The following is a 26,020-nucleotide window of genomic DNA, read 5'->3' on the forward strand; positions in this document are numbered from 1 at the left end:
CGCGTGCTCATGCGCCGCGCGCGTGCGCCAGCGCGGTGTCGAGCAGCCGCCGCAGCAGCGGCACCAGGCGCGCGGCGCGCTCGGCATCCCAGGCGAACGTGGCCTCGTCCATGTAGCAGCGCTGGCTGATCTCCAGCTGCACCGCGTCGATGCCGCCATCCGGATCGCCGAAATGGCGGGTGATGTGGCCGCCCTTGAAGCGCCCGTTGGCGACCCATTCGAACGCGCCCTGCGCATCGAGCACCGCCTCTAGCCGCATCTGCAGCGCCGGGCTGCAGCTGGCGCCGCCGGCGGTGCCGAGATTCAGGTCGGGCAGGCGGCCGTCGAAGAGAAACGGCAGATCGCCCTTGATCGAGTGGGCTTCCCACAGCACGACCCGCCCATGCGCGGTGCGCAGCCGAGACAGCTCCGCCTGCAGCGCCTCGTGATACGGGCGCCAGTAACGATCGACGCGCGCGCGCACCTCGTCCGTATCCGGCAGCTCGCCGTCGCGATAGACCGGCGTGCCGTCGAACTGCACGACCGGGCACAGGCCGGTGGTGTTCTGGCCGGGATACAGCGAGACGTCGTCCTCGGCGCGGTTGAGGTCGATGACGTAGCGCGAATGCGACGGCACCAGCACCGACGCGCCCAGCGTGCGGGCCGTCTCGTACAGACGGGCGATGTGCCAGTCGGTGTCGGGCACCCGCTGCGCGGAAGGCGTCAGCCGCGCGGCGATGTCGGCCGGCACATGGGTCCCGTCGTGCGGCAGGCTGACCAGCAGCGGGATCGTGCCGCGCTGCAGCTGGAAGATCGGCGGGGTGGCGGACATCGGCGCATTGTAGGCGCGGCGGACCGCGCTGTCGTTCCGGCGCCGCGTCCGCTCAGCGCATCAGCACCACTTCCTCGGCGCTGGTCGGATGGATCGCCATCGTGTCGTGCAGATCCTCCAGGGTGATGCCGCGCTTGAGCGCGACCGCGAAGCCCTGCAGGATCTCGTCGGCGGAATCGCCGAGCAGATGGATGCCGACGACGCGCCGCGCGTCGCCGGTGCAGACCAGCTTGAACAGACTGCGTTGCGAGGATTCGACCAGCGCCTCGCGCATCGGCCGGAAGTTGCTGCAGTAGACATGCACGTCGTCGCCATGTGCCGCGCGGGCCTGCGCCTCGGTCAGGCCGACCATCGCCAGCGGCGGATGCGCGAACACGACCGACGCCACGTTGTCCGCATCCAGCTTCGCGTCCGGCCGGTGGCCGAACAGGCGGTCGCAGAGCTTGCGTGCGGCGGCGATGGCGACGGGCGTCAGCGTCGGCCCGCAATTGCAGATGTCGCCGACGGCATAGACGCCGTCCGCGGGCGTGGCCTGCCAGACGTCGACCGGAATGTTGCCGATCGCGTCGGGCGTGATGCCGACGGTCGCCAGCCCGATGTCGGCGGTGTTCGGCCGCCGCCCAGTGGCGAACAGCACCTGGTCGTAGTCCGCGTGCACGCTGCCGTCCACGGCCTCGAGCCACAACCGGCCGTCGTCGCTCCGATGCAGGGCCTTCAGGCCGTAGCCGAAGTGCAGGCCGATGCCCTGCTGCCGGTAGTTGTCCTGCAGCTGCTCGACGAGCTCCGCATCCGCCAGCCGCAGCAGACGCTGTTCGCGCGCGAAGATGTCGACCTGGCTGCCCAGCGCCTGCAGCACGCCGGCGAGCTCGACGGCGATGTAGCCGCCGCCGATCAACGCGACCCTGGCCGGCGCTTCGCACCAGTTGAAGAAATCGTCGGACACCACGCCCAGGCCGGCGCCCGGCACATCGGGGCGCCACGGCTGCGAGCCGGTCGCCAGCACGATGTGCGGCGCGGTCAGCCGGGTGCCGTCGTCGGCCTCGACCACGCCCGGCCCGGCAAGCCGGCCGCGCGCGGGCAGCACCAGAATGCCGTCGCGATCCAGGCGCCTGCGGTAGCTGTCGTGGATGTTGTGGATGTAGCGCTGGCGGTCGGTGATGAAGCGCGGCCAGTCGAAATCCACGCGCCGGTCGCGCGGCAGGTCGAAGCCGAAGCGTGCACCCTGGGCAATGCGCATGCCGAGATCCGCCGCCAGCCACATCGCTTTCTTTGGCACGCAGCCGACATTCACGCAGGTGCCGCCGAGCGCGTCCGGCTCCAGCAGCACGACACGCCGGCCGTATTCGGCCGCACGGAACGCGGCGGCCAGGCCACCCGAGCCACCGCCCAGCACGATCAGATCGAAATGCAGCAGGCCGTCGTCTTCGGCGGACGGGCCGCTCACGCGAAACGCGCCGGCGCGTACGGTGCGGGGTCGAGGTGCGGCGTGCGGCCGCAGATCAGATCACTCATCAATTGTCCGGTTGCAACGCTCATGCTGACGCCGAGCATGCCATGCCCGGTCGCGAGCCAGAGGTGACGATGGCCCGGCACCGGCCCGAGGATCGGCACGTCGTCGACGCTGACCGGGCGCCAGCCGAACCATTCTTCCTCGCGCACCGGGCCGACGGGTTCGTGCAGGTATTCGCTTGCCGAGCGCACCAGCGCATCGAGGCGCACGCGATTCAGCGCGCGGTCGTAGCCGGAGAATTCCATCGTGCTGCCGAGCCGGAAGCCGCTGTCCCAGACGGTCACGCAGACGCTGCGTTCGTGCAGCACCATCGGCCGCCGCGGCACCAGCGCCGGGCGCGACCAGGTGATCGAATAGCCCTTGCCCGGCTGCACCGGCACCCGCATGCCGAGACTGCGCCCGAGCGTCGGCGACAGCGCGCCGGCCGCGACCAGCAGATCGCGCGCCTCGACGGTGCCTTGCGACGTCGCGATCCGTACGCCGGCATCGTCGGCTTCGAACGAAAGAACCTCGCAGGTCTCGACGATCTCCCCGCCGGCCGCGCGGAACGCCCGCGCCAGGCCCGCGACGTAGCGGTCGGGCCGCAGGCGCGCATCGCCCGGGAAATGCACCGCGCCGACGACGCCCGCGCGCAGGGCCGGCTCGTCGCGCAGGTAGTCGGCACCGTCGATCTGTTCGACCGCGATGCCGAGCGCACGCAGCTGCCGGGCCTCGCCGTCGAAGGCGTCGAACGCCGCGCGATCGCGATACACGTAGTCGACGCCGGACGCTTCGAATTCGCAGTCGATGCCATGTCGCGCCAGCCAGTCCGGCAGGGCTGCGCGCGAGGCCTGCAGGATCGCCGCGCGCGCCTGCATCGCCTGCAGCCAGTCGCGGCGGTTGCAGTGGCGGGCGAAGCCGAGCATCCAGCGCCACAGCGCGGGATCGACGCGCGGGCTGACGCGGAACGGCGCGTCGGGCGTGAACATCCAGCGCAACGCCTTGGCGATCGTGCCCGGCGCGGCGAGCGGCGCCGCGTGGCTGGGCGTGATCGTGCCGCAATTGCCGTGCGAGCTGCCGCAACCGGCGGTGCCGGCCTCGAGGATGCGCACGCCCCGGCCCGCGTCGAGCAGGGCGAGACCGCTGGCGAGGCCGATGACCCCGCCGCCCACGATCACCACGTCGTTGCGTCGGTTCATGCGGCTCCGGTCAGGCCGCCGCGCCGGCGCGGCGCCAGGCCGGACGCCGTCCATAGGTCAGCCAGCGCCACAGGCCTTCCATCGGTCCCTGGCGGAACCGCGCCAGCCACGCATGGCTCGCCAGCACCTGCGCGGCGAACAGGGCCAGCGCGATGCCCGTCTGCGCTGCGCGCCCGACCTCGCCCCACAGCCCGGCGCCGTAACCGAAGAACAGCAGCGACAGCACCAGCGACTGCATCAGATAGTTGGTCAGCGCCATGCGTCCGACCGGCGCCAGCACGGCCAGCGCGCGCCGGCCCGGCGTCGTGCCCCACGCCAGCATCGCCAGCGCCACGTAGGCCAGCGACAGCGGCAGCGCGCCGGCCAGCAGCAACGCGGTCGCCGCGATGCCGCGACCATCGACCTGCACGTTCACGAACGAGACGCCGAGCGCGACGCTGCAGGTCGTCAGGAGCGCGCCGAGCGGCAGGGTCACCGCCAGCAGACGCCACCAGAAACCGCGATGGGCAGCGGGATCCTGCACCCGCCCGCTGCGCATCAGCCAGCTGCCGACCAGGAACACGCCCGCGATCATCGGCACCATCATCAGGCCCGGCAGACCGACCTGCAGGTAATCGCGCCAGCGCTGGGCCACCGCGTCGCCGAAACTGCCGTTCGCATACACCTCGGCCGCCCGCCGGGCCCCGGCGAGCATCGGCGCCAGCATCTCGCCCTGCATGTCGGCCAGCACGTCCGCCGGGAGCACCAGCATCACGCCGGCGAAGAACAGGTTCAGCGCGACCATGCCGGCGAACGCCGCCAGGCCCAGCCACAGCTGCCAGCGTGCGGACAGACCGCGCAGCAACAGCAGCGCGATGCCGGCGATCGCATAGGTATGCAGGATGTCGCCCGGCCACAGCAGGGTGATGTGCAGCAGGCCGAACACGAACAGCGCCGCTAGGCGCCGCAGATAGAGGCGTTCGAACGACGCGCCCGCGGCCTGGATGCGGCCGTCGAAGACGACGAAGCCCATGCCGAACAGCATCGAGAACAGCACCCAGAACTTGCTGGCGACGAACACGTGCACAAGCCACGCGACGCCGTGGTCGATGCCCTCGATCCCCGGCGGCAGGCCGGCGCCCAATTGCTGCAGCGGCCGCGAGAACCACTCGACATTCATCAGCAGCACGCCGAGCAACGCGACGCCGCGCAATGCATCGAGCGCGCCGATGCGTTCGCGTTCGCCCAGCGGTCCCAGTGCCGTCACCTGCTCGCGCATGCGTCCCTTCCCCTGTCGGGCCCGGCAGGTCCGCGCCGGGCATAGCGGTGTCCCGGGCGACGCCGACGCGGGGGTCGACGCCGAATTAACGAGGTCCGGCGGCGCGTTCACGCCACCGGACGGATCCCTCAGTGCTGGTGGCCGCCGTCGCCGTGCACGTGGCCGTGCTCGATTTCCTCGGCGGAGGCTTCACGCACGTCGACGATCTCGATGTCGAACTGCAGGTCCTTGCCGGCCATCGGGTGGTTGAGGTCGACGTCAACGACGCTCATGCCGACCTTCTCGATCGTCACCGCGCGCGGGCCGAAGCTGGTGTTCAGCACGACCTGCATGCCCGGGGCCAGCTTCTGCTTGTCATGCCGTCGCGGCGCTCGCCGTAGGCGTTCTCGGCGGTCACGTCGGCCTTGAAGGTGTCGCCGGCCTCGTGGCCGTCCATCGCCGACTCCAGGCCGGGAATGATGTTGCCGTGCCCGAACAGGATCGCCAGCGGCTCGCGGTCGCGGGAGGTCTCCACCGGCTCCTGGCCGGCCTCGGCGACGCTGTAATGGAAACGGACGACGCGGTCTTTCTCGATCTTCATGGCGATACTCGTTGGAAGCGGACGGGCCGCTTGGGAAAATGGCGCGCTTGGGGCACGATGCCGGCAGTCCGCAGACAGGCGACGCCCCGTGCATGGAACCCCGCATTATCCGGACTCGACCGCGTCCGCGCCAACCGGCGGCCGCCGGTCGCCGGGCCGCGCGCTCGTCCTCGTCGCGCTGGGCCTCGCCCTGACCGCCTGCGGCCGGGACGACGTCCGGCCGGCCCGGCCCGCGCCGACCCCGGTGGCGACCCGCGACTGGACGCCGGTCGCGCCCAGCGATCCCGCATCGGCGAATGCCGTGCTGATGCGCGCGATCAGCCTGGTCGGCACGCCCTACCGCTACGGCGGCAACACCCCCGAAGGCGGCTTCGACTGCAGCGGCCTGGTCAATTACGTGTTCCGCGACATGCTCGACATGCAACTGCCGCGGACCTCGCGCGACCTGTTCGCCTACCAGGGCCCGAAGATCGCCCCGGAGCGGCTGGCGACCGGCGACCTGGTGTTCTTCGGCAGCGGCGGCAGCGTCAGCCACGTCGGCATCTATGTCGGCGAAGGCCGCTTCGTGCATGCGCCGAGCACCGGCGGCACGGTCCGGCTGGATCATCTCGACGGCAGCTACTGGCGCCGGAACTACAGCGGATCTAAACGCGTCCTTCACTGAATTGTGTTCAAAAACGAGCACTTGCGCGCATTCATTAAGTTTTTCTTAACATCACGTCGACAAACCTCCGGTAGCTTCCCCCGCTGGTCCGCGACAGATGTGAAACCCACGTGACGACAAAAGACGCTCTCCGAGGCGCACACGCCACACCGAATCGCAGCTTGTATCGCACCCTCGCCCTCCTGGGCCTTCTCAGTTTCTCCGCCGCCCCCGCCTTCGCCGGGCCCGGCCTCGCCGGCGACTCCGCCGACCAGCTCGACACCGTCACCTCCGTCGCCCGCACCCTCGCGACCCCCGCCGTGCAGCAGCCGCCTCCGGAAATGCTGCTGGCCAGCGACATCAACCAGCTGATCGCGCTGGATGTCGCCAAGCCCCTCGACACCCAGGCCGACGGCCGCGTCGAATCGCTGCTCAAGCGCGCCCTGACCCTGCTGGGCACACCCTACCGCTGGGGCGGTTCCTCCCCCGACAGCGGCTTCGACTGCAGCGGCCTCGTCGGCTACGTCTTCCGCACCGCGCTGGGCATCGACCTGCCCCGCGTGTCCCGCGACATGGCCCAGAACGGCGAGCGTGTCGAGCGCGCGTCGCTGAACGCCGGCGACCTGGTGTTCTTCGGCCGCCGCGGCAACCGCATCGACCACGTCGGCATCTATCTGGGCGAAGGCCGCTTCGTCCACGCGCCGCGCACCGGCAAGGACGTCATGGTGTCCGAGCTCGATTCCGGCTACTGGGCCACCCGCTTCAAGCTGGCCCGTCGCGTCGCCGGCGTCTGAGCCGGTCGACCGCTGGACCCGGAGGCCGCCGCGAGGCGGCCTTCTGCGTTGTGGGGCCGGCCGGGTCCGCGCCGCGCGGCGACAGCGCCTGAAGCCGCCGAGCGCACCGATGCCGTGCCGCAGCTTGCAGCGCCCGGTCGCGACGGCGATGCTGCGCAGCGCAGTCGCGCAAGGGGAGAGGCGATGATCCGGACGATGTTCGCGGTGATGCTCGGCATGCTGGCGGCGATGACGCTGATGCTGGGCCTGGAGTTCGTCGGCAGCTGGCTGTTCCCGATGCCCGCCGGGCAGCTCGCCAGCGACGCGGACCTCGCCGCGCTCGTGGCCAGTGCACCGACCGGCAAGCTGGTCTGGGTGATGCTCGGCTGGCTGGTCGCGGCGTTCGCGGGCGGCTGGCTGGCGACGCGGCTCGCCCGCGTCCACCGGCTGGCGGCGGGCCTGGCCGTGGGCGTGCTGATCGTGCTGGGCGTCCTGCTCAACGCCTGGATGCTGCCCCATCCCCTGTGGATGACACTGGCCGGCGTGGTGCTGCCGGTTCCGCTGGCCTGGGCCGGCGCGCGCCTGGCGCTGCGCCGCCCCGCTGCCGCCACCTGACGGAGACCGCGCATGGAAGCCACGCTGCTGACCAGCCTGCTGCTGCCGCTCGCCCTCGGCGTGATCATGTTCGGCCTCGGGCTCGGCCTGACCCTCGACGATTTCCGCCGGGTCGCGCGCTATCCCAAGGCGGTGCTGACCGGGCTGGCGCTGCAGATCGGGGTGCTGCCCTGGGCCGCGCTGGGACTGGCGCTTGCCTTCCGCCTGCCGCCGGAGCTCGCGGTCGGGCTGATGCTGCTGTCGGCCTCGCCCGGCGGCGCCACCGCCAACATCTACAGCCACCTGGCACGCGGCGACGTGGCACTCAACATAACCCTGACCGCGGTCAACAGCGTGCTGTGCCTGCTGACGCTGCCGATCATCCTCAACCTGTCGCTGGCGTACTTCCTCGGCGCCGGCCAGTACGTACCGCCGCCGACGCAGAAGATCGTCGAGGTCGCGGTGATCATCGTGCTGCCGGTCAGCCTCGGCATGCTGGTGCGCGCCTTCGCCAGCGGCTTCGCCACCCGGATGGAGCGCCCGATCCGGCTGCTGTCGGTGGTCGCTGACCTACGTCGCGGCGGTCGGCGCGGTCTGCCTGCTGTTCAACCTGATCAGCATGGGCACCGGCTACGCGGCGCCACGGGCGCTGCGGCTGCCGCGCCGCCAGGCGATCGCGATCGCGATGGAGATCGGCATCCACAACGGCACGCTGGCGATCTTCATCGCCCTCAACGTGCTGGAGAACCCGATGATGTCGGTGCCGGCCGCGGTCTACAGCCTGCTGATGTTCTTCACCGCGGCGGCGTTCGCATTCTGGCTCAACCGGCTCGCCGATCCGGTCGCGGCCTGATCCCGCCTTCCGCCCGGGCGCCGCGATGGGCCAGACTGCGCGCCCGCCTGGAGTCCCCCGATGCCGCCGATCCGCCTCCGTCCGCTGCTGCTGTCGCTCGCCTGCCTCGCGGTGCCCGCGTCCGCCGCCGAGCCGCCGCTGCCGCAGCTCGAGGCCTATACGGTGCCCGACGCCTGGCTGCAGCCCGTCGCCCCGCTCCGCATCGCCGAACGCACCTGGCAGATCGGCACCGCCGAGCTGACCGCCCTGCTGGTCGTCACCGACGACGGCGCGGTGCTGCTCGACGGCGGCATGCCGCAGGCCGGCAGCCTGCTGCTGGCGAACATGCGCGCGGCCGGCGTCGACCCCGCCGGTCTGGCCCTGCTGCTGTCGACCCACGCGCATGCCGACCATGCCGGCCCGTTCGCCACGCTCAAGCGCGAGACCGGGGCGCGCCTGGTCGCCAATGCCGAGTCCGCGCAGCTGTTCGCCCGCGGCGGCGTCGACGACCTGCATTTCGGCGACGACCTCGGCTACCCGCCGGTGCAGGTCGACCGCCTCGTCATGGATGGCGAGGTCGTGGCGCGCGGCGGCGTCGATTTCACCGTGCATTTCGTGCCCGGCCACACGCCCGGCAGCGTCGCCTGGACCTGGACCGATACCCGCGACGGCCGACCGGTGCGCATCGCCTACGTCGACAGCCTCAGCGCGCCAGGCTACCGCCTGCTCGACAACCCGCGCTATCCGCGCATCGTCGACGACTTCCGCCGCAGCTTCGCGACCGTGCGCGCCCTGCCCTGCGACCTGCTGCTGACCCCGCATCCGGGGGCGAGCGGCTGGCAGTACGCCGATGCCGGCAATGCGGGCGGCAAGGCCATCGGCTGCGCGGCCTATGCCGACGAAGCCGAGCGCAAGCTCGACGCGCAGATCGCCGACGAGCGCACCAGGACGCGTTGAGCGGCGGTGCGTCACGCCTACCGTCGAGGCGACGCGGTCGAAACAATCAACACGCAATGACGTCTCGAACGGCGCGCGCTGGTCGCGGGTGGGATCCGTCATGACCGGGTTGCGGGTGCCCGATCGACGAACCGGCGGCGAGTGCAGAGCCTGATGCGCGGCACGCTCCGCGGCCCTGGGGCGCAGATAGAACAAGCCCCGCACCTTGCAGCGCCGGGCCTGCGGGTCGCTATCCGGTCGGCGGAATCAGTCGCCGCTGCCGAACGTGCCGTACGGCGCCAGCTGCTCGGCGACCGCCGCGTCGCCCACGACGACGATGCTCTGCCGCGTCGGGTCGAAGAACTCGCGCGCCACCGATTGCACCTGCGCCGGCGTCACCTCGTTGACCTTCTCGACGTAGCCGCTGAGGTAATCGGCCGGACGCCCCAGCAGCCAGTTGCCGGCGAGCGCCGAAGCGACCGCGTACTGCAGCTGGTTCTGGAACAGGTAGGTGCCGGCGGTGAAGCGCTTGGCGCGCTGCAGTTCGTCGGCGGGCACCTCGACCTCGCGCATCCGTTCGAACTCCTTGAGGAATTCGCCGATCGCCGCGCCCGTGACCTCGTTGCGCACGTCGGCCTGCGCCTGGAACGCGCCGCCTTCCGCGCGCAGGCCGAAGCTGCTGCCCGCGCCGTAGGTGTAGCCCTTGTCTTCGCGCAGGTTGCGCATCAGCCGGCTGTCGAAGCCGCCGCCGAGAATCGTATTGGCGAGCGCGGCGGGAATCGCACGGTCGTCGTCGGCTTCGAACGCCGGCCGGCCGATGCGCACCGCCGACTGCACGCTGCCCGCGCGCGGCACCAGGACGAACTGCGGGGCGCGCGGATAATCCGGCGTCACGACGTCGGCCACCGGCTCGCCCGTGCCCGCCCAGTCGCCGAAGCTGCGCTCGGCCAGCGCGACGGCCGCCTTCGCATCCAGCGGCCCGGCGATCACCAGCAAGGACTGGTCGGGACGGAAGCGCGTGGCGTAGGCCGCCTTCAGAGCCTCGACATCGGTGCCCGCGATCGCGGCTTCGGTGGGCAGCGTGTTGCCGTAGGGATGCGCGCCGAACAGCACCCGGCCCATCGCGCGGTTGGCCTGGTAGCCCGGCTGCGCCTCCGCCGCCTTCAGCCCCTGCAGCGCATTGGTCTTGGCCAGCTGCACCTCGTTGTCGGGAAACGCGGGATTGCGCACCACGTCGGCGAACAGCGCCGCCAGCGGGTCGGCCGACGACGACAGGCCGGACGCGCTGACGACCAGGCCGTCGCTGCTGGCGCTGCCGCTCAACGAGGCGCCGAGACGCTGCAGCGCTTCGGCGATCTGCACCGAGCTGCGGGTCGCGGTGCCTTCCTGCAGCAGACCGGCGAGCAGGTTCGACATGCCCGGCAACTGCGCCGGGTCGCTGGCGAGACCGCCGCGTACGGCGAGCACGTAGTCCACGCGCGGCAGGCCGCCTTCGCGCGGCACGATCCAGACGGTCAGGCCGTTGGCGAGGCGATGCTCGACCAGGCCGAGTTCGGGCAATGGCTTGTCGGTGCCGTAGTCCGGCAGGCCGGCGGGCAGTTCGGTCGGCGGCGCGGTCGTGGGTGCGGCCGGCTGTTGCGCGTGCGCGTTGGCGGCGAGCAGGCAGGCGGCCAGCGCGAGTGCGAGCGGGCGCGGCAGCGCGCGGTGCGAACGGGTGCGGATGTCCATGTCGATCTCCTCAGTCCTGCGCCGCGGCAGCGGCGGGCGCCGGCGCGGCCGGCGGAGCGATGCCGCGCGCAGGCGCCATCGCGGCGGGCACGCGGTCGATGACGGTGCGGTTAGCCTCGGTCAGATAGGTCTTCGCCACACGCTGCACGTCGGCGACGGTCACCGCGTTCACCCAGCCGGGTACCCGGTTGAGCGTGTCCGCATCGCCCCACAGCAGCTGCGCCTTGGCGAGTTCGTCGGCGCGCGAGATGAAGGGCTCGAGGCTGTCGACGTAGTCGGCCAGCAGTTTGGTCTTCGTCGCGGCCAGGGTATCGGCCGGGACGCCGTCGGCGACGATGCGCGCGACTTCCGCGTCGATCGCATCGAGCACGGCGTCCGGTTCCACGTTCGGCTTGTACAGCGCGAACAGCGTCATCAGCGTCGGCCCGTCGTAGTCCCAGGCGTGGCCGAGCGGCCAGCCGAGGCCGCCGTCGATGTTGAGCAGCTGCTCGCGGCCCTTGACCAGGCCCTGGTACAGACGCGACGCGTCGCCGCCGGCCAGCAGTTGCGACAGCACCGCCATCGGCGCGTGATCGGCGTGGCCGCGCGCGGGCATCTTCCAGCCCACCGCGAGCGCCGGCACCTGCGCCAGCGCGTCGGCCTGGGCTTCGCGCTTGCCTTCGGTGTTCAGCGGTTCGGACACATCCGGACGTGTGGGCGTCGGACGCGCGGGAATGTGGCCGAAGTAGTCCTCGACCAGCGCGAACGCTTCATCGGCCGAGATGTCGCCCGCGATGCCGATGACCGCGTTGTTGGGGCCGTAGTAGTCGCGGTGGAAGGCTTCGACATCGCCGAGCGTCGCCCCTTCGAGATCTTTGAAGCTGCCGTAGCCGTCGTGCGCGTTCGCCCACTTCGAGAACGCCAGACGGTTGATGTCGAACACGAAGAACAGGCCGTAGGGCTGGTTCTGCACGTTGACGCGGATCTCTTCCTTGACCACGTCCTGCTGGTTCTTGAGGTTGCCGGCCGAGAAGTCGAGCGTCTTCATGCGGTCCGCCTCCAGCCACAGGATCGGCGCGAGCGCGGAGACCGGCGCGGTCTCGATGTAGTTGGTGTAGTCGGGCCGCGTGGAGCCGTTGAGACGCCCGCCGCCGCCCTGGATCACGCGGTCGAACACGCCCTTGGGCGCGACCGGCGTGCCCTGGAACATCAGGTGTTCGAACAGGTGCGCGAAGCCGGTGCGGTTCTCCGGCTCGAGGCGCATGCCGACGTGATAGACGACGCTGACGCCGACCGTCGGCGAGCTGCGATCCTCGGACACGACGACGGTCAGGCCGTTGTCGAGCGTCTTCGTTTCGATCGGCAGACGCCAGTCCACCTGTTGCGCGGCCGCGGGCGCGGCCAGCAGCGCGAGCAGCGCGAACGCGCCTCCCCATCCTGCGAGTCGTATCATCGTCGATTCCCTGATCCGCCCCGCATCCCCGGGGCACGAATCCCGAATATAGACGAGGCGTGCGCGGCGACGCGAGCCGCGTACCGGCGGGCACACGATGCGGCGGACATCGCGCCCGCACCGGCTGGAATGCGACGGCGCGCGGTCGCGCGGCGCCGGTCTACCGGTCCGCGTGGTCGCGCGGAACGGGCGGCACCGCCGCGGGCTCCGCAGATGCATCGGCGTCGATGCCCACGTTGCTGGTCGCCGCATCGTAGGCCGCGCGATCCAGCAGACCGGTTTCCTTGGCCACCAGCACCGGCACCAGCATCTGCCCGGTGACGTTGGTCATCGTGCGCATCATGTCCAGCACGCGATCGATCGCCAGCAGCAGGCCCAGGCCCTCCAGCGGCAGGCCGGCCGCCGACAGCACGACGGTCGCCATGACCACGGCGGTACCGGGCACGCCGGCCGTGCCGAAGCTGCCGAGCACCGACGCCAGCAGGATCGCCGCGTACTGGGCGAAGCTCAGTTCGATGCCGAAGTACTGGGCGATGAACACCGACGCGAGCGTCGGGTAGATCGCGCCGCAGCCGTCCATCTTGATCGTCGCGCCGAGCGGCACGGCGAACGCGGCGTAGTCGCGGTTGACGCCGAGGTTGTGGGTCACGCTGCGCAGCGCGACCGGCATCGACGCCAGGCTCGACGAACTGACGAACGCGACCTGCATGCCCGGCGCGGCGCCGCGGAAGAACTTCAGCGGATTGAGCCCGTGCGCGAGCAGCAGCCCGCCGTAGACCACGACGATGTGCAGCGCGCACGCGACGTACAGCGCGACGACGAAGTTGCCGAGCGGCAACAGGCGCTCGAAGCCGTAGGCGCCGACCAGCGCCGCGATCAGGCCGAAGGTGCCGATCGGCGTGATCTCGAGCACGAAGCGCGTGACCTGCACCATCGCGTCGCTGGCCTGCCCGACCAGCGTGCGTAGCGCGGCGACGCGATCGCCCAGCTTGACCAGGGCGAAGCCGACGAGGCCGGCGAAGAAGATCACCTGCAGGATGTTGCCGCTCGACAGCGCCGCGAACGGATTGGTCGGCACCACGTTGAGCAGCACTTCGACCGGCGTCGGCACGTCGCGCGGCGTGTAATCCGCGGCCGGCGTCAGCGAGCCGGCCTCGACGCTGAGACCGGGATTGAAGGTATAGGCGACCGCGAAGCCGACGCCGACCGCGAGCACCGCGGTCGCGGCGAACCAGCCGAAGGTGCGCCCGCCGAGCGCCGCGATCGACTGCTGCCCGTGCAGCGCCGACACCGCGTTGATGACCGCGAAGAACACCAGCGGCACTGCGATCATGCGGATCAGGTTGACGTAGAGCGTGCCCAGCGGCTGCAGCCAGGTCTCGGCGGCCGGCCCCATCAGCCAGCCGACCAGCGCACCGAGCACGAACGCGCCGAGCACGCGCTTCCAGAACGGAATCTTGAACCACCACGTCAGCACGTTCATTCGGGGGACCGCCGGGACGTCAACAGGCGACGATACGTCAGCCCATCTATGTTGGCGATGCCGGTATCGGGACGCCAGCGTCCCATCAGTGAGACGCCGACGGGGGGATCCGCCTCCGCGCAGCGGCGGCGTCGCGCGCCACGTGCGCCGGCCGGCAGCGTCCCACGACGCCCCGCCGCATCGATGCGCCGTGCCGCTGCCGCAGAGGTGCAATGCGGGGCGGGCATAATTGCGGCGCATTTCTTCCGGTCTTTCTTCTCTATGCGTGTTCTGTCTGCGGGCCTGGCCTGCTCCCTGACCCTGCTCTGCGCTGCCTGCAGCACCCTCGACACCCCCTCGACTGCCCCCGCCGGCGCCATCGCGCCGATCGACGTGCCCGTCGCCGCCAGCCGCGCCGACGAAACCGCCGACTGGTGGTACCGCAGCGGCGCCGCGCGTGCGGCCGGCAACGGGGCGATGGCGGGCCGGGCGAAGAACGTCATCGTGTTCCTGGGCGACGGCATGAGCCTGACCACGGTCGCCGCGGCGCGCATCCTCGAAGGCCAGCGCCTGGGCGGCAGCGGCGAGGAGCACCAGCTGAGCTGGGAGCACTTCCCGCACACCGGCCTGAGCAAGACCTACAACACCGACTCGCAGACGCCCGACTCGGCCGGCACCATGACCGCGATCGCGGCGGGCGTGAAATCGCACATGGGCGCGATCGGCGTGTCGTCGGGCAACCGGTTCGACTGCGCCGACAGCCGCCAGCGGCACGTGCAGTCGTGGCTGCAGCTCGCCACCGACGCCGGACTGGCGACGGGCGTCGTCACCACCGCGCGCCTGACCCACGCGACGCCGGCCGCGACCTACGCGCATTCGCCGGACCGCAACTGGGAGAACGACGCCGACCTGCCGGAGGCCGCCAGGGCCGCCGGCTGCCGCGACATCGCCCAGCAGATCCTCGATTTCCCCGCCGGCAAGGGGCCGCGCGTGCTGCTCGGCGGCGGGCGCGGCGAATTCCTGCCGGTGACGGCGCGCGACCCCGAGCACGCCGACAAGGTCGGCCAGCGCCTCGACGGCCGCGACCTGCCGGCCGAATGGCAGGCGGCGCACCCGGGCGGCGCCTACGTCTGGAACACCGCGCAGCTGCGCGCGGCCGCGGACGCCGATGCCGTCTTCGGCCTGTTCGAATACGACCACATGCAGTACGAGCACGACCGCGACCGGGGCGACGACGGCGAGCCGGATCTGGCCGAGATGACCCGCTTCGCGATCGAGCGGCTGGCGCGGGAGGACGCGGGCTACGTGCTGCTGATCGAGAGCGGCCGCATCGACCACGCCAACCACGAAGGCAACGCCTTCCGCGCGCTCGACGAGACCGTCGCGATGTCGCGCGCGGTGCAGGCCGCGGTCGAGGCGACCTCGGACGACGACACGCTGATCCTGGTCACCGCCGACCACTCGCATACGCTGAACTTCGTCGGGTATCCGACCCGCGGCAATCCGATCCTCGGCAAGGTCCGCGGCCGCGTCAGCGAGGACGACGATCCGAACGCCTATGCGCTCGATGCGACCGGCCTGCCCTACACCACGCTGTCCTACGCCAACGGCCCCGGCTACACCGGTGCCAGCAACCGGCAACCCGCGGGCCCCAAGCGCCATCACCACCAGCCGAGCAGCTTCGAGCCCGCCGAGGGCCGCCCCGACCTGCGCGAGGTCGACACCGAGCATCCCGATTTCATGCAGGAAGCGCTGGTGCCGATGAAGAGCGAGACGCATGGCGGCGACGACGTCGGCATCTGGGCGCGCGGCCCCGGCAGCGACGCGGTCCGCGGCACCCTCGAACAGAACGTGCTCTATCACCTGATCGTGCAGGCCACGCCGGCGCTGCGCGCGCAGCTGTGCCGGGATGGCCATTGCAACGCCGACGGCGTGCCGGTCGAGCTGCCGCGGCGTGCGCCGGTGAACGCGCCCGCCCGTACGGAGTGAGGCCGGCATATTCGCCTCTGCGCCGGCGTCTGCCCGCGTAGGCGCGTGCACGCGCGTGACCGGGCATTCCGGTCGACGCCCATTGCGCCCAGGGGCGCTCCTGGGTGCTCGCTCGCGGCTCCCCTCCGCTTCTGTAGGACCGCGCTCGCGCGCGAGCGGGCGTCCCGTCGAAGCCCCGATCGCGCCCAGGGGCGCGCCGACGGACGCGGGATCCGGCGTCCGTGTTCCCCCACGCGGACGCTGCGTCGTCCGGCGCCACGACGCGCCGCGCCACATCCAACCGCTAAGCTGGCCCTCCCCCTGACAGCGGAGCGGCACGATGAATCGACTCGACGGCAAGGTCTGCGTGGTCACCGGCGCAGCCAGCGGCATCGGCAAGCGCATCGCCGAGGTCTACGCCCAGGCGGGCGGCAAGGTCGTCATCGCCGACCTCAAGCTCGAAGCGGCGGAAGCCACCGCGACTGAAATCCGCAACGCCGGTGGCGATGCGCTGGCCGTGGCGATGGACGTCACCGACGAGGCCCAGGTCGTCGACGGCATCGCCCGGGCCGTCGCCCATTACGGCCGGGTCGACGTGCTGGTGTCGAACGCCGGCATCCAGATCGTCAACAAGGTCACCGACTTCAGCTACGCCGACTGGAAGAAAATGCTGGCCATCCATCTCGACGGCGCCTTCCTGACCACGCGCGAATGCCTGCGCGACATGGAGACGCGCAAGACCGGCGGCGCGATCATCTACATGGGGTCGGTGCATTCGCATGTCGCATCCAGGCTCAAGGCGCCCTACGTCACCGCCAAGCACGGCCTGCTCGGCCTCGCCCGCACGGTCGCCAAGGAAGCCGCCCCCTACGGCGTGCGCGCCAATGTGATCTGTCCCGGCTTCGTGCGCACGCCGCTGGTCGACAAGCAGATTCCCGAGCAGGCCACGGAACTGGGCATCAGCGAGGACGAGGTGATCCGCGACGTCATGCTCAAGGACACCGTCGACGGCGAGTTCACCACCGTCGACGACGTCGCCAACGTCGCGCTGATGCTGGCCGCGTTCGAGACCAATGCCCTGACCGGCCAGAGTCTGGTCGTGAGCCACGGCTGGTTCATGCAGTGAGCACGCCCCGCACCGAGGCCGCGGTCCGCGAGCGCGTCGCGCGCTACCCCATGGTCGCGCTGGTGCTGCAGGGCGGCGGCGCGCTCGGCGCCTACCAGTGCGGCGTCTACGAGCGCCTGCATGCCGAAGGCATCGCGCCGAACTGGTTCGCGGGGATCTCGATCGGCGCGATCAACGCCGCGATCCTCGCCGGCAATGCGCCGGAGGACCGCGTCGCGCAACTGCAGGCGTTCTGGAACGTCATCAGCGAACCGGCCGGCCCGCTGTCGTTTCCGGCGCTCGCGATCCGCACCGCGGTCGCCAGCCTGCCCGAACATCCCGCGCTGCTGTCGTGGGCGCGGGGCATGAGCGCGATGGGCGCGATGCTGCAGGGCCAGCGCGGTTTCTTCGAGGCGCGGACGCTGTCGCCGCTGGTGCTGCCCGGCGACGGCAGCGACGCGGCGACCAGCTTCTACGACACCGCGCCGCTGCGCGAGACGCTGCTGCGCTTCGTCGATTTCGACCGCATCAACCACGACCACGCGGTCCGCCTGACGATCGGCGCGACCAACGTCGTGCGCGGCAATTTCCGCTATTTCGACAGCGCGCGCGAGCCGATCCGGGTCGAGCACATCCTCGCGTCGGGCGCGCTGCCGCCTGCGTTTCCCGCGGTCGAGATCGACGGCGAGCCGTACTGGGACGGCGGCATCGTGTCGAACACGCCGCTCGAGTACATCCTCGACTGCCATCCGCACGAGGACACGCTGGTGTTCCAGGTCGACCTGTGGAGCGCGCGCGGTCCGCGGCCACGGTCGCTGCTCGACGTGCTCGAGCGGGTCAAGGACATCCGTTTCTCCAGCCGCACCCGGCACGGCACCCAGATGGTGGAGACCGCGCAGAAACTGCGCACCGCGTTGAAGGAGCTCATCGAGCGCCTGCCCGACCGCACGCTGCCACCGCACCTGGAGGCGACGCTGTCGCCCTACCTCGACGACCGCGTGTTCAACGTCATCCACCTGATCTACCAGACCAAGCCGCACGAACAGCAGAACAAGGACTACGCCTTCGGCCACATCCCGCTGCGCGAGCACTGGGACAGCGGCCTGCGCGACATGGACCGCACGCTGTCGCGGCCGGCGTATTTCGATCTGCCCGACCGCGCGGTCGGCGTCGCCACGCACGACATCCACCGCGACCGTGAGGCGCGCGACGCGACGCGCTGATCGCGCCGCGGCGCGATCAGAACGGTTTGGCCAACACCAGCCAGACCACGCCGACCAGCAGCAGCACCGGGATCTCGTTGAACCAGCGCAGGGTCTTCGTCGTCGGCAGCGCGCGGCCGTTGCCGGCGCCCTTGAGCCAGCGCCCGGCGACGACGTAATGCACGATCAGCAGCACCACCAGGCCGAGCTTGGCGTGCAGCCAGCTGGCGCCGCCGCCCATCGGCGCCATCGTCGGGAAATCGGAGATCACCGTGTAGCCCATCCACAGCACCAGGCCCAGCAGCAGGGCCAGGCCCAGCATCACGTGACCGAAACGGTAGAGCCGCCGCCCCATCAGCACCAGGCGCGCGTGCACGTCGACGGTGCCGCCGGCCTCGACGAGATTGATCAGGATGCGCGGCAGGTAGAACGCCGCGGCGATCCAGGCCATGACGAACACGAGGTGGAAGGTCTTGACCCACAGATAGGCTTGCATCGTTGCTGGCTCCTCTCGACAGGCCGCTAGGATCGCACGCGACAGCCACGCGCCGGTGCGACCGGACGCCGCTGGCGTGGGACGCCGGATCGCTCGGCGACGCGCGCCGTAGAATGCCGGGCCCGCCGACAGGACCTGCCGCATGACCAAGCGCTACGACCGCGCCTACTTCGACCGCTGGTACCGCGCCGGCGCCATCGGCGGCCCGCAGCGGTTGGCCCGCAAGGTCGCGCTGGCGGTCGCGACGGCCGAATACCATCTCGAACGTCCGCTGCGCACGGTGCTCGACATCGGCTGCGGCGAAGGCGCCTGGCGCGCACCGCTGCTGAAGCTGCGACCGAAGACGCAGTACCTCGGCTTCGACAGCAGCGAATACGCGGTGTCGCGGTTCGGCCGCGCGCGCAACCTGCACCACGCCAGCTTCGGCGATTTCGCGCTGCTGCGCCCCTGTGGCCCGGTCGACCTGCTGGTGTGCAGCGACGTGCTGCATTACCTCGACACGCGCGAACTCGATCGCGGCCTGCCCGGCCTGGCGGAGCTGACCGGCGGCGTCGCGTTCCTCGAATGCTTCGCGCGCGAGGACGGCGCCGAAGGCGACGACGTCGGCTTCAAGCGGCGTCCGGCGCGCTTCTACCGCGAACGCTTCGACGCCGTCGGCTTGCGCGCCCTCGGCTCGCACTGCTGGCTGTCGCCGGCGCTGGCCGACGACGCGGCCGCGCTCGAAACCGCCTGAGCGGCGGTGCGACGGATCTGAGCGCCCGGCGCGCCGTCCCGGCCGTTCACGCCCGATGCGATATGCTGCGACGCAGCAAAACCAACACGGAATGCCGATGCTGTTCTACCAACTGCACGAGATGGGCCGCGCCTGGATGAAGCCGTGGACGCTGCTGGCCGACGCGAACGCGCGCGCCTTCGGTGCCGACAGCACCTGGCTGTCGAACCTCCCCGGCTCCGGCCAGATCGCGGCCGCCAACGAGCTGCTGTACCGCATCGGCAAGGATTACGAGAAGCCCGACTTCGACATCCACGCGGTCGCGAACGATGACAACGAGCGGACCTACCCGGTCGTACAGCTCGATGCGCTGGTCAAGCCGTTCTGCAAGCTGCTGCGTTTCAAGCGCTACACCGACGACCCGGCGCATCTGGAGGTCATCAAGGCCCAGCCCGTCGTGCTCGTGGTCGCGCCGCTGTCGGGCCACCACTCGACGCTGCTCCGCGACACGGTGCGCACCCTGCTGCGCGACCACAAGGTCTACGTCACCGACTGGATCGACGCGCGCATGGTGCCGGCCGAGGCAGGCGCGTTCTCCCTCGACGACTACGTCGCCTACATCGAGGACTTCATCCGCCACATCGGCGCCGACAACCTGCATGTGATCAGCGTCTGCCAGCCGACCGTTCCGGTGCTCGCCGCTGTCTCGCTGCTGGCCGCGCGCGGCGAAGCGACGCCACGGTCGCTGGTCATGATGGGCGGGCCGATCGACACCCGGCAGTCGCCGACCGCGGTCAACAACCTCGCGACCGAGAAGCCGCTGGACTGGTTCCGCCAGAACGTCGTGCATCCGGTGCCGGTCAACTATCCCGGTCGCGGTCGCCTGGTCTATCCGGGCTTCCTGCAGCACATGGGCTTCATGGCGATGAATCCCGAGCGCCATCTCGAGTCGCACTGGGATTTCTACCAGGACCTGGTCAAGGGCGACGACGACGACGCCGCCTCGCACCGCCGTTTCTACGACGAGTACAACGCGGTGCTCGACATGCCGGCCGACTACTACCTCGACACGATCCGCATCGTGTTCCAGGAGCATCTGCTGCCGCGCGGCAAGTGGGTCGTCAACGGCGAGCGCGTGACGCCGTCGAAGATCACCGGCACCGCGCTGCTGACGATCGAAGGCGAGCTCGACGACATCTCCGGCGAAGGCCAGACCCAGGCCGCGCACACGCTGTGCACCGGCGTCGCCGAACGCGATCGTGCCCACATCACCGTCGCGGGCGCCGGCCACTACGGCATCTTCAGTGGGCGCCGCTGGCGCAACCAGGTCTACCCGCAGGTCCGCGACTTCATCGCGGCGCATGCGCTGCCCGGCGATGGGGCGGACGCCAAGACGCCCGTCCGGGCGAAGTCCGCCCGCAAGACCGCCGCACGCAAGCGGACCGCGACGCGGGCGACGACGTCCGCCACGTGATCCGGGGGCGCTGACGCGATCCGCGCGCGGCAGGCTCCCCAATGACAAGAAGGCGCGCCGGGTCGACCGGCGCGCCTTCGTCGTCTCCATCGTGCCGCAACGCGACCTCGCCCAGCGGGCGGCGTTGGATCCGACGCCCCGTCATCCTGGACGCAGCGACAGATCCCGTTCGCCTGCCCCACCGAGCCCGGACCGGCGCGCGATGCCCGGCCCGCCTCAGCTGTACTGCGCCGTCTTCACCAGCAGGTGCTTGGCGATGCCGCCGTGCATGCGGCCGATGCCGCGGAACAGATGGAGGCTGGCGAACAGCAGCAGGACACCGGCCACCAGCACCACCGGGGTGGCCCAGGCGTTGAGCGACGTGCCGAGGCCTTCGTTCTCGGTCCAGCTCAGGAGCGTCCAGCCGTAGTCCCTCACGCCGGCCTCGGCAATGCCCAGCCAGACCAGGATCGGCGCGGCGATCATGCTCAGCGACACGCTCAGCAGCGTCACGTTGATCGTGAAGTAGACGATGCCCAGCGGCAGCATCAGCAGCATGTAGAGCATCGTGCTCCAGGTGCGGACGTCGGTGAACATGTCGCCGATGCGCTGCAGCCAGGTGCGCCCGCGCGCCGAATACAGCGGCCGTCGCGGCATGCGCTCGCCCAGCATCACCTCGACCAGCCGGCCTTCGACCAGCGACAGCAGCCGCACCGAGCCGAAGAACAGGATCAGCAGCGGGATGCCGATCAGCACGAACACCATGCCCAGCGACGTCGACAGCCCGGCGACCACCCACGTGAAGTAGAAGATGCCCGTGGCCAGCGACAGCACCATGTAGAACAGCGCGCTGTAGGTGCGCGGATCGGCGGCGACACCGAAGAAGTGTCCCAGCAGCGATTCGCGGGTCTTCGGCGGCGGCGCGCGCAACGCGGTCTGCACCTTGACCTCGGTATCGCGGTAGATGTCGGCAACTTCGTCCGGCGCCCCGTAGCTCGACGCCACCGCGGCGATGACCTCGGCCTCGGAGCGGCCGGGGTGTTCGGCCAGTTCCGAGCGCAGGTATTCCTCCGCGTCGTAGAGCGCGTCCTGCACCAGCGCGGGATCCGCGCCGGCCAGCGCGCGGCGCAGCTGCTCGAGGTACTCGGGAATGCTCTGCGGTGAGCGGTGCTTGTTCATGAGGCTGCTGTTCATTGGCGCTCCCCCTCCAGGACGGCGTCGACGGAATCGCGGGTCGCACGCCAGGCGGCGGCCCATTCGCGCAGGGTGCTCCGCCCTGCCTCGGTCATACGGTAATAACGGCGCGGTGGGCCGGAGACCGACGGTTCCACGTGGCTGTCGAGCAGGCCCGCGGCACTGAGGTTGCGCAGCACCGGGTACAGCGCGCTCTGCTTGCCGCTGAGCACGCCGTCGCCGACGGTCTCCAGCCGTTTGGCGATCTGGTAGCCGTACATCGGCTCGGACGCAGTGCCGAGCACCGCCAGCAGCGCCAGCGACACCGTGCCCGCGCTGAGTTCCTTCTGGAACTTGCGCAGCTGCAGCTCGCTGTCGTCGTGGGCATCGGCCATGGCCATCTCCGCTAGGTCGACCCAGATACTAGTGTTGAGTCCGCTATAGCGGATGTGCCGGTAGTCATGCGATGCCGCGACTCGGCCACAATCGGGCCTACCTCGCACGGAAACCGCCCATGTCCCGCATCGCCCCACGCCGCCCCTCGTCCTCCTGGTCGTTGTCCCTGGCGCCGCTCGTCGGCGCGCTCGCGCTCGTGCTGTCGGGCTGCGCGACGACGACGCCCGCGCCGGGCGGCGCCGAGGTCCTGGAGACGCGGTCGACCCAGCAGCTGCTGGACGCATCGACGCCGGCCGACTGGCGCACGCCGGCGCCGGCGGACACGCTGTATCTCGACCTGGCCGCGGGCCGCGTGGTCATCGAACTCGCGCCCGGTTTCGCGCCCGCGCACGTCGACAACATCCGCACGCTGGCGCGCGAGGGCTTCTGGAACGGGCTGACGCTGTACCGGTCGCAGGACAACTTCGTCGTCCAGTTCGGCGACATCACCGAGGAAGGCGTGCCCGGCAAGCCGATCGGCAGCGCCAGGGCCGACCTGCCCGCCGAGTTCGACCGCGCCGCGTCCGGCCTCGCGTTCCACGCCCTGCCCGACCCCGACGGCTGGGCCGCCGACACCGGCTTCGCCGACGGCTTTCCCGCGGCGCGCGATCCCGCCACCGGCCGCGCCTGGCTCACCCACTGCTACGGCACGCTGGGCGCAGGGCGCGACATGGCACCCGATTCCAGCAACGGCACCGAGCTCTACGTCGTCACCGGCCAGTCGCCGCGCCAGCTGGACCGCAACATCACCGTCGTCGGCCGCGTGCTGCAGGGCATGGAACTGCTCAGCGTGTTGCCGCGCGGTACCGGTCCGCTGGGCTTCTACGAGGATCCGGCGCAGCGCACGCCGATCCGCGCGATCCGGCTCGCGTCCGAGGTGCCCGCCGCCGAGCGCACGCCGCTGCAGGTGCTGCGCACGGACACGCCGCTGTTCGACGCGGTCGTCGAGTCGCGCCGCAACCGCCGCGACGACTGGTACCTGCAGCCGGCCGGGCACATCGACCTGTGCAACATCACCGTGCCGGTGCGGGTGCCGCCGGCCGGTTGACCGGCGCGGCGACTCAGGCGTCGCGCCGGCTGTCGTCGCTGCCCAGCGCCTGGTGCTGGAACAGGCACATGCGGATCGCACTGCGATAGCGGCCGTCGCTGAAGAATTCGTCGATCAGCACGCCCTCGCGCTGGAAGCCGAGCGATTCGTAGATGTGGATCGCCGGCGCGTTGTCGACGTCGACCAGCAGGAAAAGTTTGTAGAGGTTCAGCACGCGGAACGCGTAACTGATCGCCAGCGTCGTCGCCGCGCGCGCATAGCCACGGCGCTGGTGGTCGGGCGACACCATCACCAGGAATTCAGCGCGCCGGTGCAGGTGATCAATCTCGACCAGTTCGACCAGACCCACCCGCGTGCCGGCGCGATCCTCGACGATGAAGCGCCGCTCGCTCTGGTCGTGGATGTGTTTGCGGAACAGTTCTTCCAGCTCGACGAACGACTCGTAGGCCTCCTCGAACCAGTAGCCCATCACGCTGCGGTTGTTGTTGAGCTGGTGGACGAAATGCAGGTCGCCGCGCTCCAGCGGCCGCAACAGCACGGCGCTCGCGGGCGACGGTGGCATCGGCGGCATCAGCGGCATCGGGGTGTTCATGGCTGCAGCGTACGCCGCGACGATGACGCGCGCATGCGGTCCTCACGCCGGCTTAGCCCGCGGCTTCCTAGCCTGCGCTCCTCCCACCCGCAAGGAACCGACATGCCCATGCTCCGCATCCGCCTGACCGGCAGCGACGATACCGCCCGCGCCGTCATCAACCTCCTGCAGAGCGTGGAGGGCATCGAGCACGTCGAGGAGATCGACGACCTGATGCCGCACATGGACGATGCCGATTCCAGCTCCGCCGGCCTCAGCGACGTCGCCGGACCGGACATGCACACGCTCGAGGTCGAGGTCGGCAACCTGGCGACCGCTCGCAAGGTGCGCGAAGCGGTCGAAGCGCTCGCGTTCGATCTCGACGCGCTGGTCGAGTTCGAGGAAGAAGAAGAAGGCTGACCCCCGCCGCCGCCACGCGCCGGCGCCGGCCGCTGCGTGGAGGCGGTGCCGCGACCTGCGGCCCGCGTCGCGATCGACGCGTCAGGCCGCGGCCGGCAACCCGTCGATCAGTTCGATCATGCGCCGGCGCTGGTCCGCATCCGGCAGGCGCCCGCGCCCGGCGCCGAGATTGTCGACCAGGTTCCTGACCCGGCTCGTCGCCGGCGTCGCGCAGGTCACCGCCGGGTGCGACACGACGAACTTCAGGAAGAACTGGCCCCAGGTGGTCGCGTCGAAGTCCTGCGCCCAGTCCGGCACCGGCCGGTCGCCGACGCGCTGCCACAACCGCGTGCGGCCGAACGGCGCGTAGACCAGCACCCCGATGCCGCGCTCGGCGGCCAAGGGCAGGATCGTCTCTTCGACGTCGCGGTTGTCGACCGCGTAGTCCACGCCGATGAAATCCAGGGGCTCGCTGCGCATGGTCTCGACCAGCTTCGGATACGCCGGCTTGCTGGTCGACGTGACGCCGATGTAGCGCACGCGCTTCTCCGCCTTCAGGGCCTTGAGCAGGCCGAGCTGGGTCGGGATGTCGCCGAGGTTGTGGACCTGGATCAGATCGATGGACGTGCGGCCGAGCCGTTCGAACGAGGCATCCAGCTGCGCGCGTGCGCCCGCGGGATCGGCCCTGGCATCGGGCTCGCGGCCGGCGACGTTGAGCTTGGTCGCCCAGAACACGTCGTCCGCGATGCCGAGATCCTGCACGGTCCTGCCGGCGACGGCCTCCGATTCGCCGTAGCTCGGCGCGGTGTCGAACACCTTGCCGCCTTCGGCGATGAGGGTGCGCAGCACGTCCGACAGCGACGCGGCGTCATCGCCGGCCGCGCGCGAGAACGTGGCCGAACTGCCGAGGCCGATGACCGGCACGGCCTCGCCGCTCGACGGGATCGCGCGGGTCAGCAGGGGCTGGCGGGTCGCCGCGAGCAGGGAGGATGGCAACGCCAGGGACAGACCGGCGCCGAGGGTGAGCTTGAGGCAATCGCGACGGGTGGGCATGTGGACTCCTGCTGATCGACACGGCAGCGCAGGGCCGCCGCGGAAGGCCCGACGCCATCGGCGCGGGCATGGGTCGGAGCGCTCGGCCGCAGGATCGTCGGCCGCGGTCGCACCGGGCAACGCCATCGAGGCGTCGCCCGAGTCTGCATCGGCGCCGATCCCGCTTCAAGCGCAGCACCCGCAAGCCCGGCGCGGATGCATCCGCTACAGGCTGGCGCCGTCGACCGGCACGATGCGCAGCGTCGCGAGATCCAGCCCGTCGAGGCAGCGCAGATTCACCGCCACCTGGCGCCGACCCGACGCCGGGTCCTCGCCTTCGCTGTAGGGTGCGATGCCGCAGACGCGGCAGAACCGGTGCGCCAGCCGCTGCGTGTGGAAGCGGTAGGTCGCGAGCGCCGCGGCATCCGTCGTCAGCGTCAACGCATCGGCCGCGAAGAACGCGAGGAGCGCACCGCGTCGTCGGCACATCGAACAGTTGCAGTCGTAGGCGTCGGTCGGCGCGTCGCCGCCGGCCAGGTCGAGCTCGAACGCAATCGCACCGCAATGACAGCTGCCTGTGAGGGCCATCGCACGTCTCCGGGACCGGTCCGGCGCCAGTCTAGTCCTCGCGCGCCCGACGCGGCGCACGCCCGAGCCGGGCGCGTTCGAGCGCCCACAGGGCGGCGACG

25 protein-coding genes and 2 pseudogenes are annotated in these 26,020 nt (G+C 70.7%); 13 read left to right on the plus strand and 14 right to left on the minus strand.

Features of this window, described 5'->3' with window-relative positions; translation table 11 throughout:
• Positions 1 to 7: 7 nt before the first annotated feature.
• The 5 genes and pseudogenes from hutG to CJ022_RS00355 all read right to left on the minus strand — a co-directional run bounded on the left by hutG (position 8) and on the right by CJ022_RS00355 (position 5,337).
• Positions 8 to 811, minus strand: coding sequence for an N-formylglutamate deformylase (gene hutG, locus CJ022_RS00335; protein WP_101924727.1), 804 nt, complete (start codon positions 809 to 811; stop codon positions 8 to 10).
• A gap of 52 nt (positions 812 to 863) precedes the next feature.
• Positions 864 to 2,255, minus strand: a complete 1,392-nt coding sequence (gorA, locus tag CJ022_RS00340; protein WP_233198530.1) for a glutathione-disulfide reductase — start codon at positions 2,253 to 2,255, stop codon at positions 864 to 866.
• Positions 2,252 to 3,499 (minus strand): NAD(P)/FAD-dependent oxidoreductase, encoded by a 1,248-nt coding sequence (locus CJ022_RS00345; protein ID WP_101924754.1) that lies wholly within the window; start codon positions 3,497 to 3,499, stop codon positions 2,252 to 2,254. Before CJ022_RS00345 ends, gorA begins: the two co-directional genes overlap by 4 nt.
• Positions 3,500 to 3,509: 10 nt before the next feature.
• Positions 3,510 to 4,757, minus strand: a complete 1,248-nt coding sequence (locus CJ022_RS00350) for a DUF418 domain-containing protein (protein ID WP_101924728.1) — start codon at positions 4,755 to 4,757, stop codon at positions 3,510 to 3,512.
• Between the two features lie 128 nt (positions 4,758 to 4,885).
• Positions 4,886 to 5,337 (minus strand): annotated as a pseudogene (locus tag CJ022_RS00355) (FKBP-type peptidyl-prolyl cis-trans isomerase).
• A 178-nt stretch (positions 5,338 to 5,515) separates the two neighbouring features.
• On the opposite strand from CJ022_RS00355, the gene CJ022_RS00360 reads away from it, so the two are divergent.
• From CJ022_RS00360 to bla, 6 genes and pseudogenes are all read left to right on the plus strand, one after another.
• Positions 5,516 to 6,001, plus strand: a complete 486-nt coding sequence (locus tag CJ022_RS00360) for a C40 family peptidase (protein WP_233198537.1) — start codon at positions 5,516 to 5,518, stop codon at positions 5,999 to 6,001.
• A gap of 161 nt (positions 6,002 to 6,162) precedes the next feature.
• The gene (locus CJ022_RS00365) at positions 6,163 to 6,774 is read left to right on the plus strand and encodes a C40 family peptidase (protein WP_343125120.1); all 612 of its coding nucleotides are present in this window, start codon (positions 6,163 to 6,165) and stop codon (positions 6,772 to 6,774) included.
• Between the two features lie 183 nt (positions 6,775 to 6,957).
• Positions 6,958 to 7,368 carry a hypothetical protein gene (locus tag CJ022_RS00370; protein ID WP_101924730.1) on the plus strand — a complete coding sequence of 137 codons (411 nt, stop codon included), beginning with the start codon at positions 6,958 to 6,960 and terminating at the stop codon, positions 7,366 to 7,368.
• Between the two features lie 66 nt (positions 7,369 to 7,434).
• A pseudogene (locus tag CJ022_RS17725) lies at positions 7,435 to 7,854 on the plus strand (bile acid:sodium symporter family protein); the annotation flags it as partial.
• 112 nt (positions 7,855 to 7,966) lie between these two features.
• Positions 7,967 to 8,200 carry a hypothetical protein gene (locus CJ022_RS17175; protein ID WP_199171391.1) on the plus strand — a complete coding sequence of 78 codons (234 nt, stop codon included), beginning with the start codon at positions 7,967 to 7,969 and terminating at the stop codon, positions 8,198 to 8,200.
• Positions 8,201 to 8,260: 60 nt separating this feature from the next.
• On the plus strand, positions 8,261 to 9,136 hold the full coding sequence (bla, locus tag CJ022_RS00380; protein ID WP_101924731.1) for a subclass B3 metallo-beta-lactamase: 876 nt from the start codon (positions 8,261 to 8,263) through the stop codon (positions 9,134 to 9,136).
• A gap of 246 nt (positions 9,137 to 9,382) precedes the next feature.
• On the opposite strand, the gene CJ022_RS00385 is transcribed toward bla, so the two are convergent.
• The 3 genes from CJ022_RS00385 to CJ022_RS00395 form a co-directional block, all read right to left on the minus strand.
• Complete coding sequence (locus CJ022_RS00385) at positions 9,383 to 10,843, minus strand: M16 family metallopeptidase (protein ID WP_101924732.1); 1,461 nt, start codon at positions 10,841 to 10,843, stop codon at positions 9,383 to 9,385.
• 10 nt (positions 10,844 to 10,853) lie between these two features.
• On the minus strand, positions 10,854 to 12,275 hold the full coding sequence (locus CJ022_RS00390; protein ID WP_101924733.1) for a M16 family metallopeptidase: 1,422 nt from the start codon (positions 12,273 to 12,275) through the stop codon (positions 10,854 to 10,856).
• A gap of 160 nt (positions 12,276 to 12,435) precedes the next feature.
• Positions 12,436 to 13,758, minus strand: a complete 1,323-nt coding sequence (locus tag CJ022_RS00395; RefSeq protein ID WP_101924734.1) for a dicarboxylate/amino acid:cation symporter — start codon at positions 13,756 to 13,758, stop codon at positions 12,436 to 12,438.
• 261 nt (positions 13,759 to 14,019) lie between these two features.
• On the opposite strand from CJ022_RS00395, the gene CJ022_RS00400 reads away from it, so the two are divergent.
• From CJ022_RS00400 to CJ022_RS00410, 3 genes are all read left to right on the plus strand, one after another.
• Positions 14,020 to 15,726, plus strand: a complete 1,707-nt coding sequence (locus tag CJ022_RS00400; RefSeq protein WP_101924735.1) for an alkaline phosphatase — start codon at positions 14,020 to 14,022, stop codon at positions 15,724 to 15,726.
• 319 nt (positions 15,727 to 16,045) lie between these two features.
• On the plus strand, positions 16,046 to 16,831 hold the full coding sequence (locus CJ022_RS00405) for a 3-hydroxybutyrate dehydrogenase (RefSeq protein WP_101924736.1): 786 nt from the start codon (positions 16,046 to 16,048) through the stop codon (positions 16,829 to 16,831).
• Positions 16,828 to 18,033 (plus strand): patatin-like phospholipase family protein, encoded by a 1,206-nt coding sequence (locus CJ022_RS00410; protein WP_199171392.1) that lies wholly within the window; start codon positions 16,828 to 16,830, stop codon positions 18,031 to 18,033. The genes CJ022_RS00405 and CJ022_RS00410 overlap by 4 nt, the downstream gene beginning before the upstream one ends.
• A gap of 16 nt (positions 18,034 to 18,049) precedes the next feature.
• Here CJ022_RS00410 and CJ022_RS00415 read toward each other — a convergent pair whose 3' ends face one another.
• Positions 18,050 to 18,508: a CopD family protein gene (locus tag CJ022_RS00415; RefSeq protein WP_101924737.1), complete on the minus strand. Its 459-nt coding sequence runs from the start codon at positions 18,506 to 18,508 to the stop codon at positions 18,050 to 18,052.
• Positions 18,509 to 18,650: 142 nt separating this feature from the next.
• Between CJ022_RS00415 and CJ022_RS00420 the strand changes: the two genes are divergently transcribed.
• Positions 18,651 to 19,241: a class I SAM-dependent DNA methyltransferase gene (locus CJ022_RS00420; protein ID WP_101924738.1), complete on the plus strand. Its 591-nt coding sequence runs from the start codon at positions 18,651 to 18,653 to the stop codon at positions 19,239 to 19,241.
• Positions 19,242 to 19,341: 100 nt separating this feature from the next.
• The gene (locus tag CJ022_RS00425; RefSeq protein ID WP_101924757.1) at positions 19,342 to 20,694 is read left to right on the plus strand and encodes a polyhydroxyalkanoate depolymerase; all 1,353 of its coding nucleotides are present in this window, start codon (positions 19,342 to 19,344) and stop codon (positions 20,692 to 20,694) included.
• A gap of 216 nt (positions 20,695 to 20,910) precedes the next feature.
• Here the strand turns inward: CJ022_RS00425 and CJ022_RS00430 are convergent, their stop codons facing one another.
• Together CJ022_RS00430 and CJ022_RS00435 are read right to left on the minus strand one after the other, a co-directional pair.
• Complete coding sequence (locus CJ022_RS00430) at positions 20,911 to 21,867, minus strand: sensor domain-containing protein (protein WP_233198533.1); 957 nt, start codon at positions 21,865 to 21,867, stop codon at positions 20,911 to 20,913.
• The gene (locus CJ022_RS00435) at positions 21,864 to 22,241 is read right to left on the minus strand and encodes a PadR family transcriptional regulator (protein ID WP_101924758.1); all 378 of its coding nucleotides are present in this window, start codon (positions 22,239 to 22,241) and stop codon (positions 21,864 to 21,866) included. Before CJ022_RS00435 ends, CJ022_RS00430 begins: the two co-directional genes overlap by 4 nt.
• Positions 22,242 to 22,369: 128 nt before the next feature.
• Here CJ022_RS00435 and CJ022_RS00440 point away from each other — a divergent pair, with 128 nt between their 5' ends.
• Positions 22,370 to 23,329 (plus strand): peptidylprolyl isomerase, encoded by a 960-nt coding sequence (locus tag CJ022_RS00440; protein WP_425490859.1) that lies wholly within the window; start codon positions 22,370 to 22,372, stop codon positions 23,327 to 23,329.
• 13 nt (positions 23,330 to 23,342) lie between these two features.
• On the opposite strand, the gene speG is transcribed toward CJ022_RS00440, so the two are convergent.
• Positions 23,343 to 23,921, minus strand: coding sequence for a spermidine N1-acetyltransferase (gene speG, locus CJ022_RS00445; RefSeq protein ID WP_233198534.1), 579 nt, complete (start codon positions 23,919 to 23,921; stop codon positions 23,343 to 23,345).
• Between the two features lie 102 nt (positions 23,922 to 24,023).
• Here speG and CJ022_RS00450 point away from each other — a divergent pair, with 102 nt between their 5' ends.
• Positions 24,024 to 24,320, plus strand: coding sequence for a hypothetical protein (locus CJ022_RS00450; RefSeq protein WP_101924741.1), 297 nt, complete (start codon positions 24,024 to 24,026; stop codon positions 24,318 to 24,320).
• 81 nt (positions 24,321 to 24,401) lie between these two features.
• Here the strand turns inward: CJ022_RS00450 and CJ022_RS00455 are convergent, their stop codons facing one another.
• Both CJ022_RS00455 and CJ022_RS00460 read right to left on the minus strand, forming a co-directional pair.
• Positions 24,402 to 25,352, minus strand: a complete 951-nt coding sequence (locus CJ022_RS00455; RefSeq protein WP_101924742.1) for an aldo/keto reductase — start codon at positions 25,350 to 25,352, stop codon at positions 24,402 to 24,404.
• Between the two features lie 204 nt (positions 25,353 to 25,556).
• Positions 25,557 to 25,919 (minus strand): GFA family protein, encoded by a 363-nt coding sequence (locus CJ022_RS00460; RefSeq protein ID WP_101924743.1) that lies wholly within the window; start codon positions 25,917 to 25,919, stop codon positions 25,557 to 25,559.
• Between the last annotated feature and the right edge of the window lie 101 nt (positions 25,920 to 26,020).

Source organism: Luteimonas rhizosphaerae, from assembly GCF_002849595.1.
Lineage (GTDB): Bacteria > Pseudomonadota > Gammaproteobacteria > Xanthomonadales > Xanthomonadaceae > Luteimonas > Luteimonas cellulosilyticus.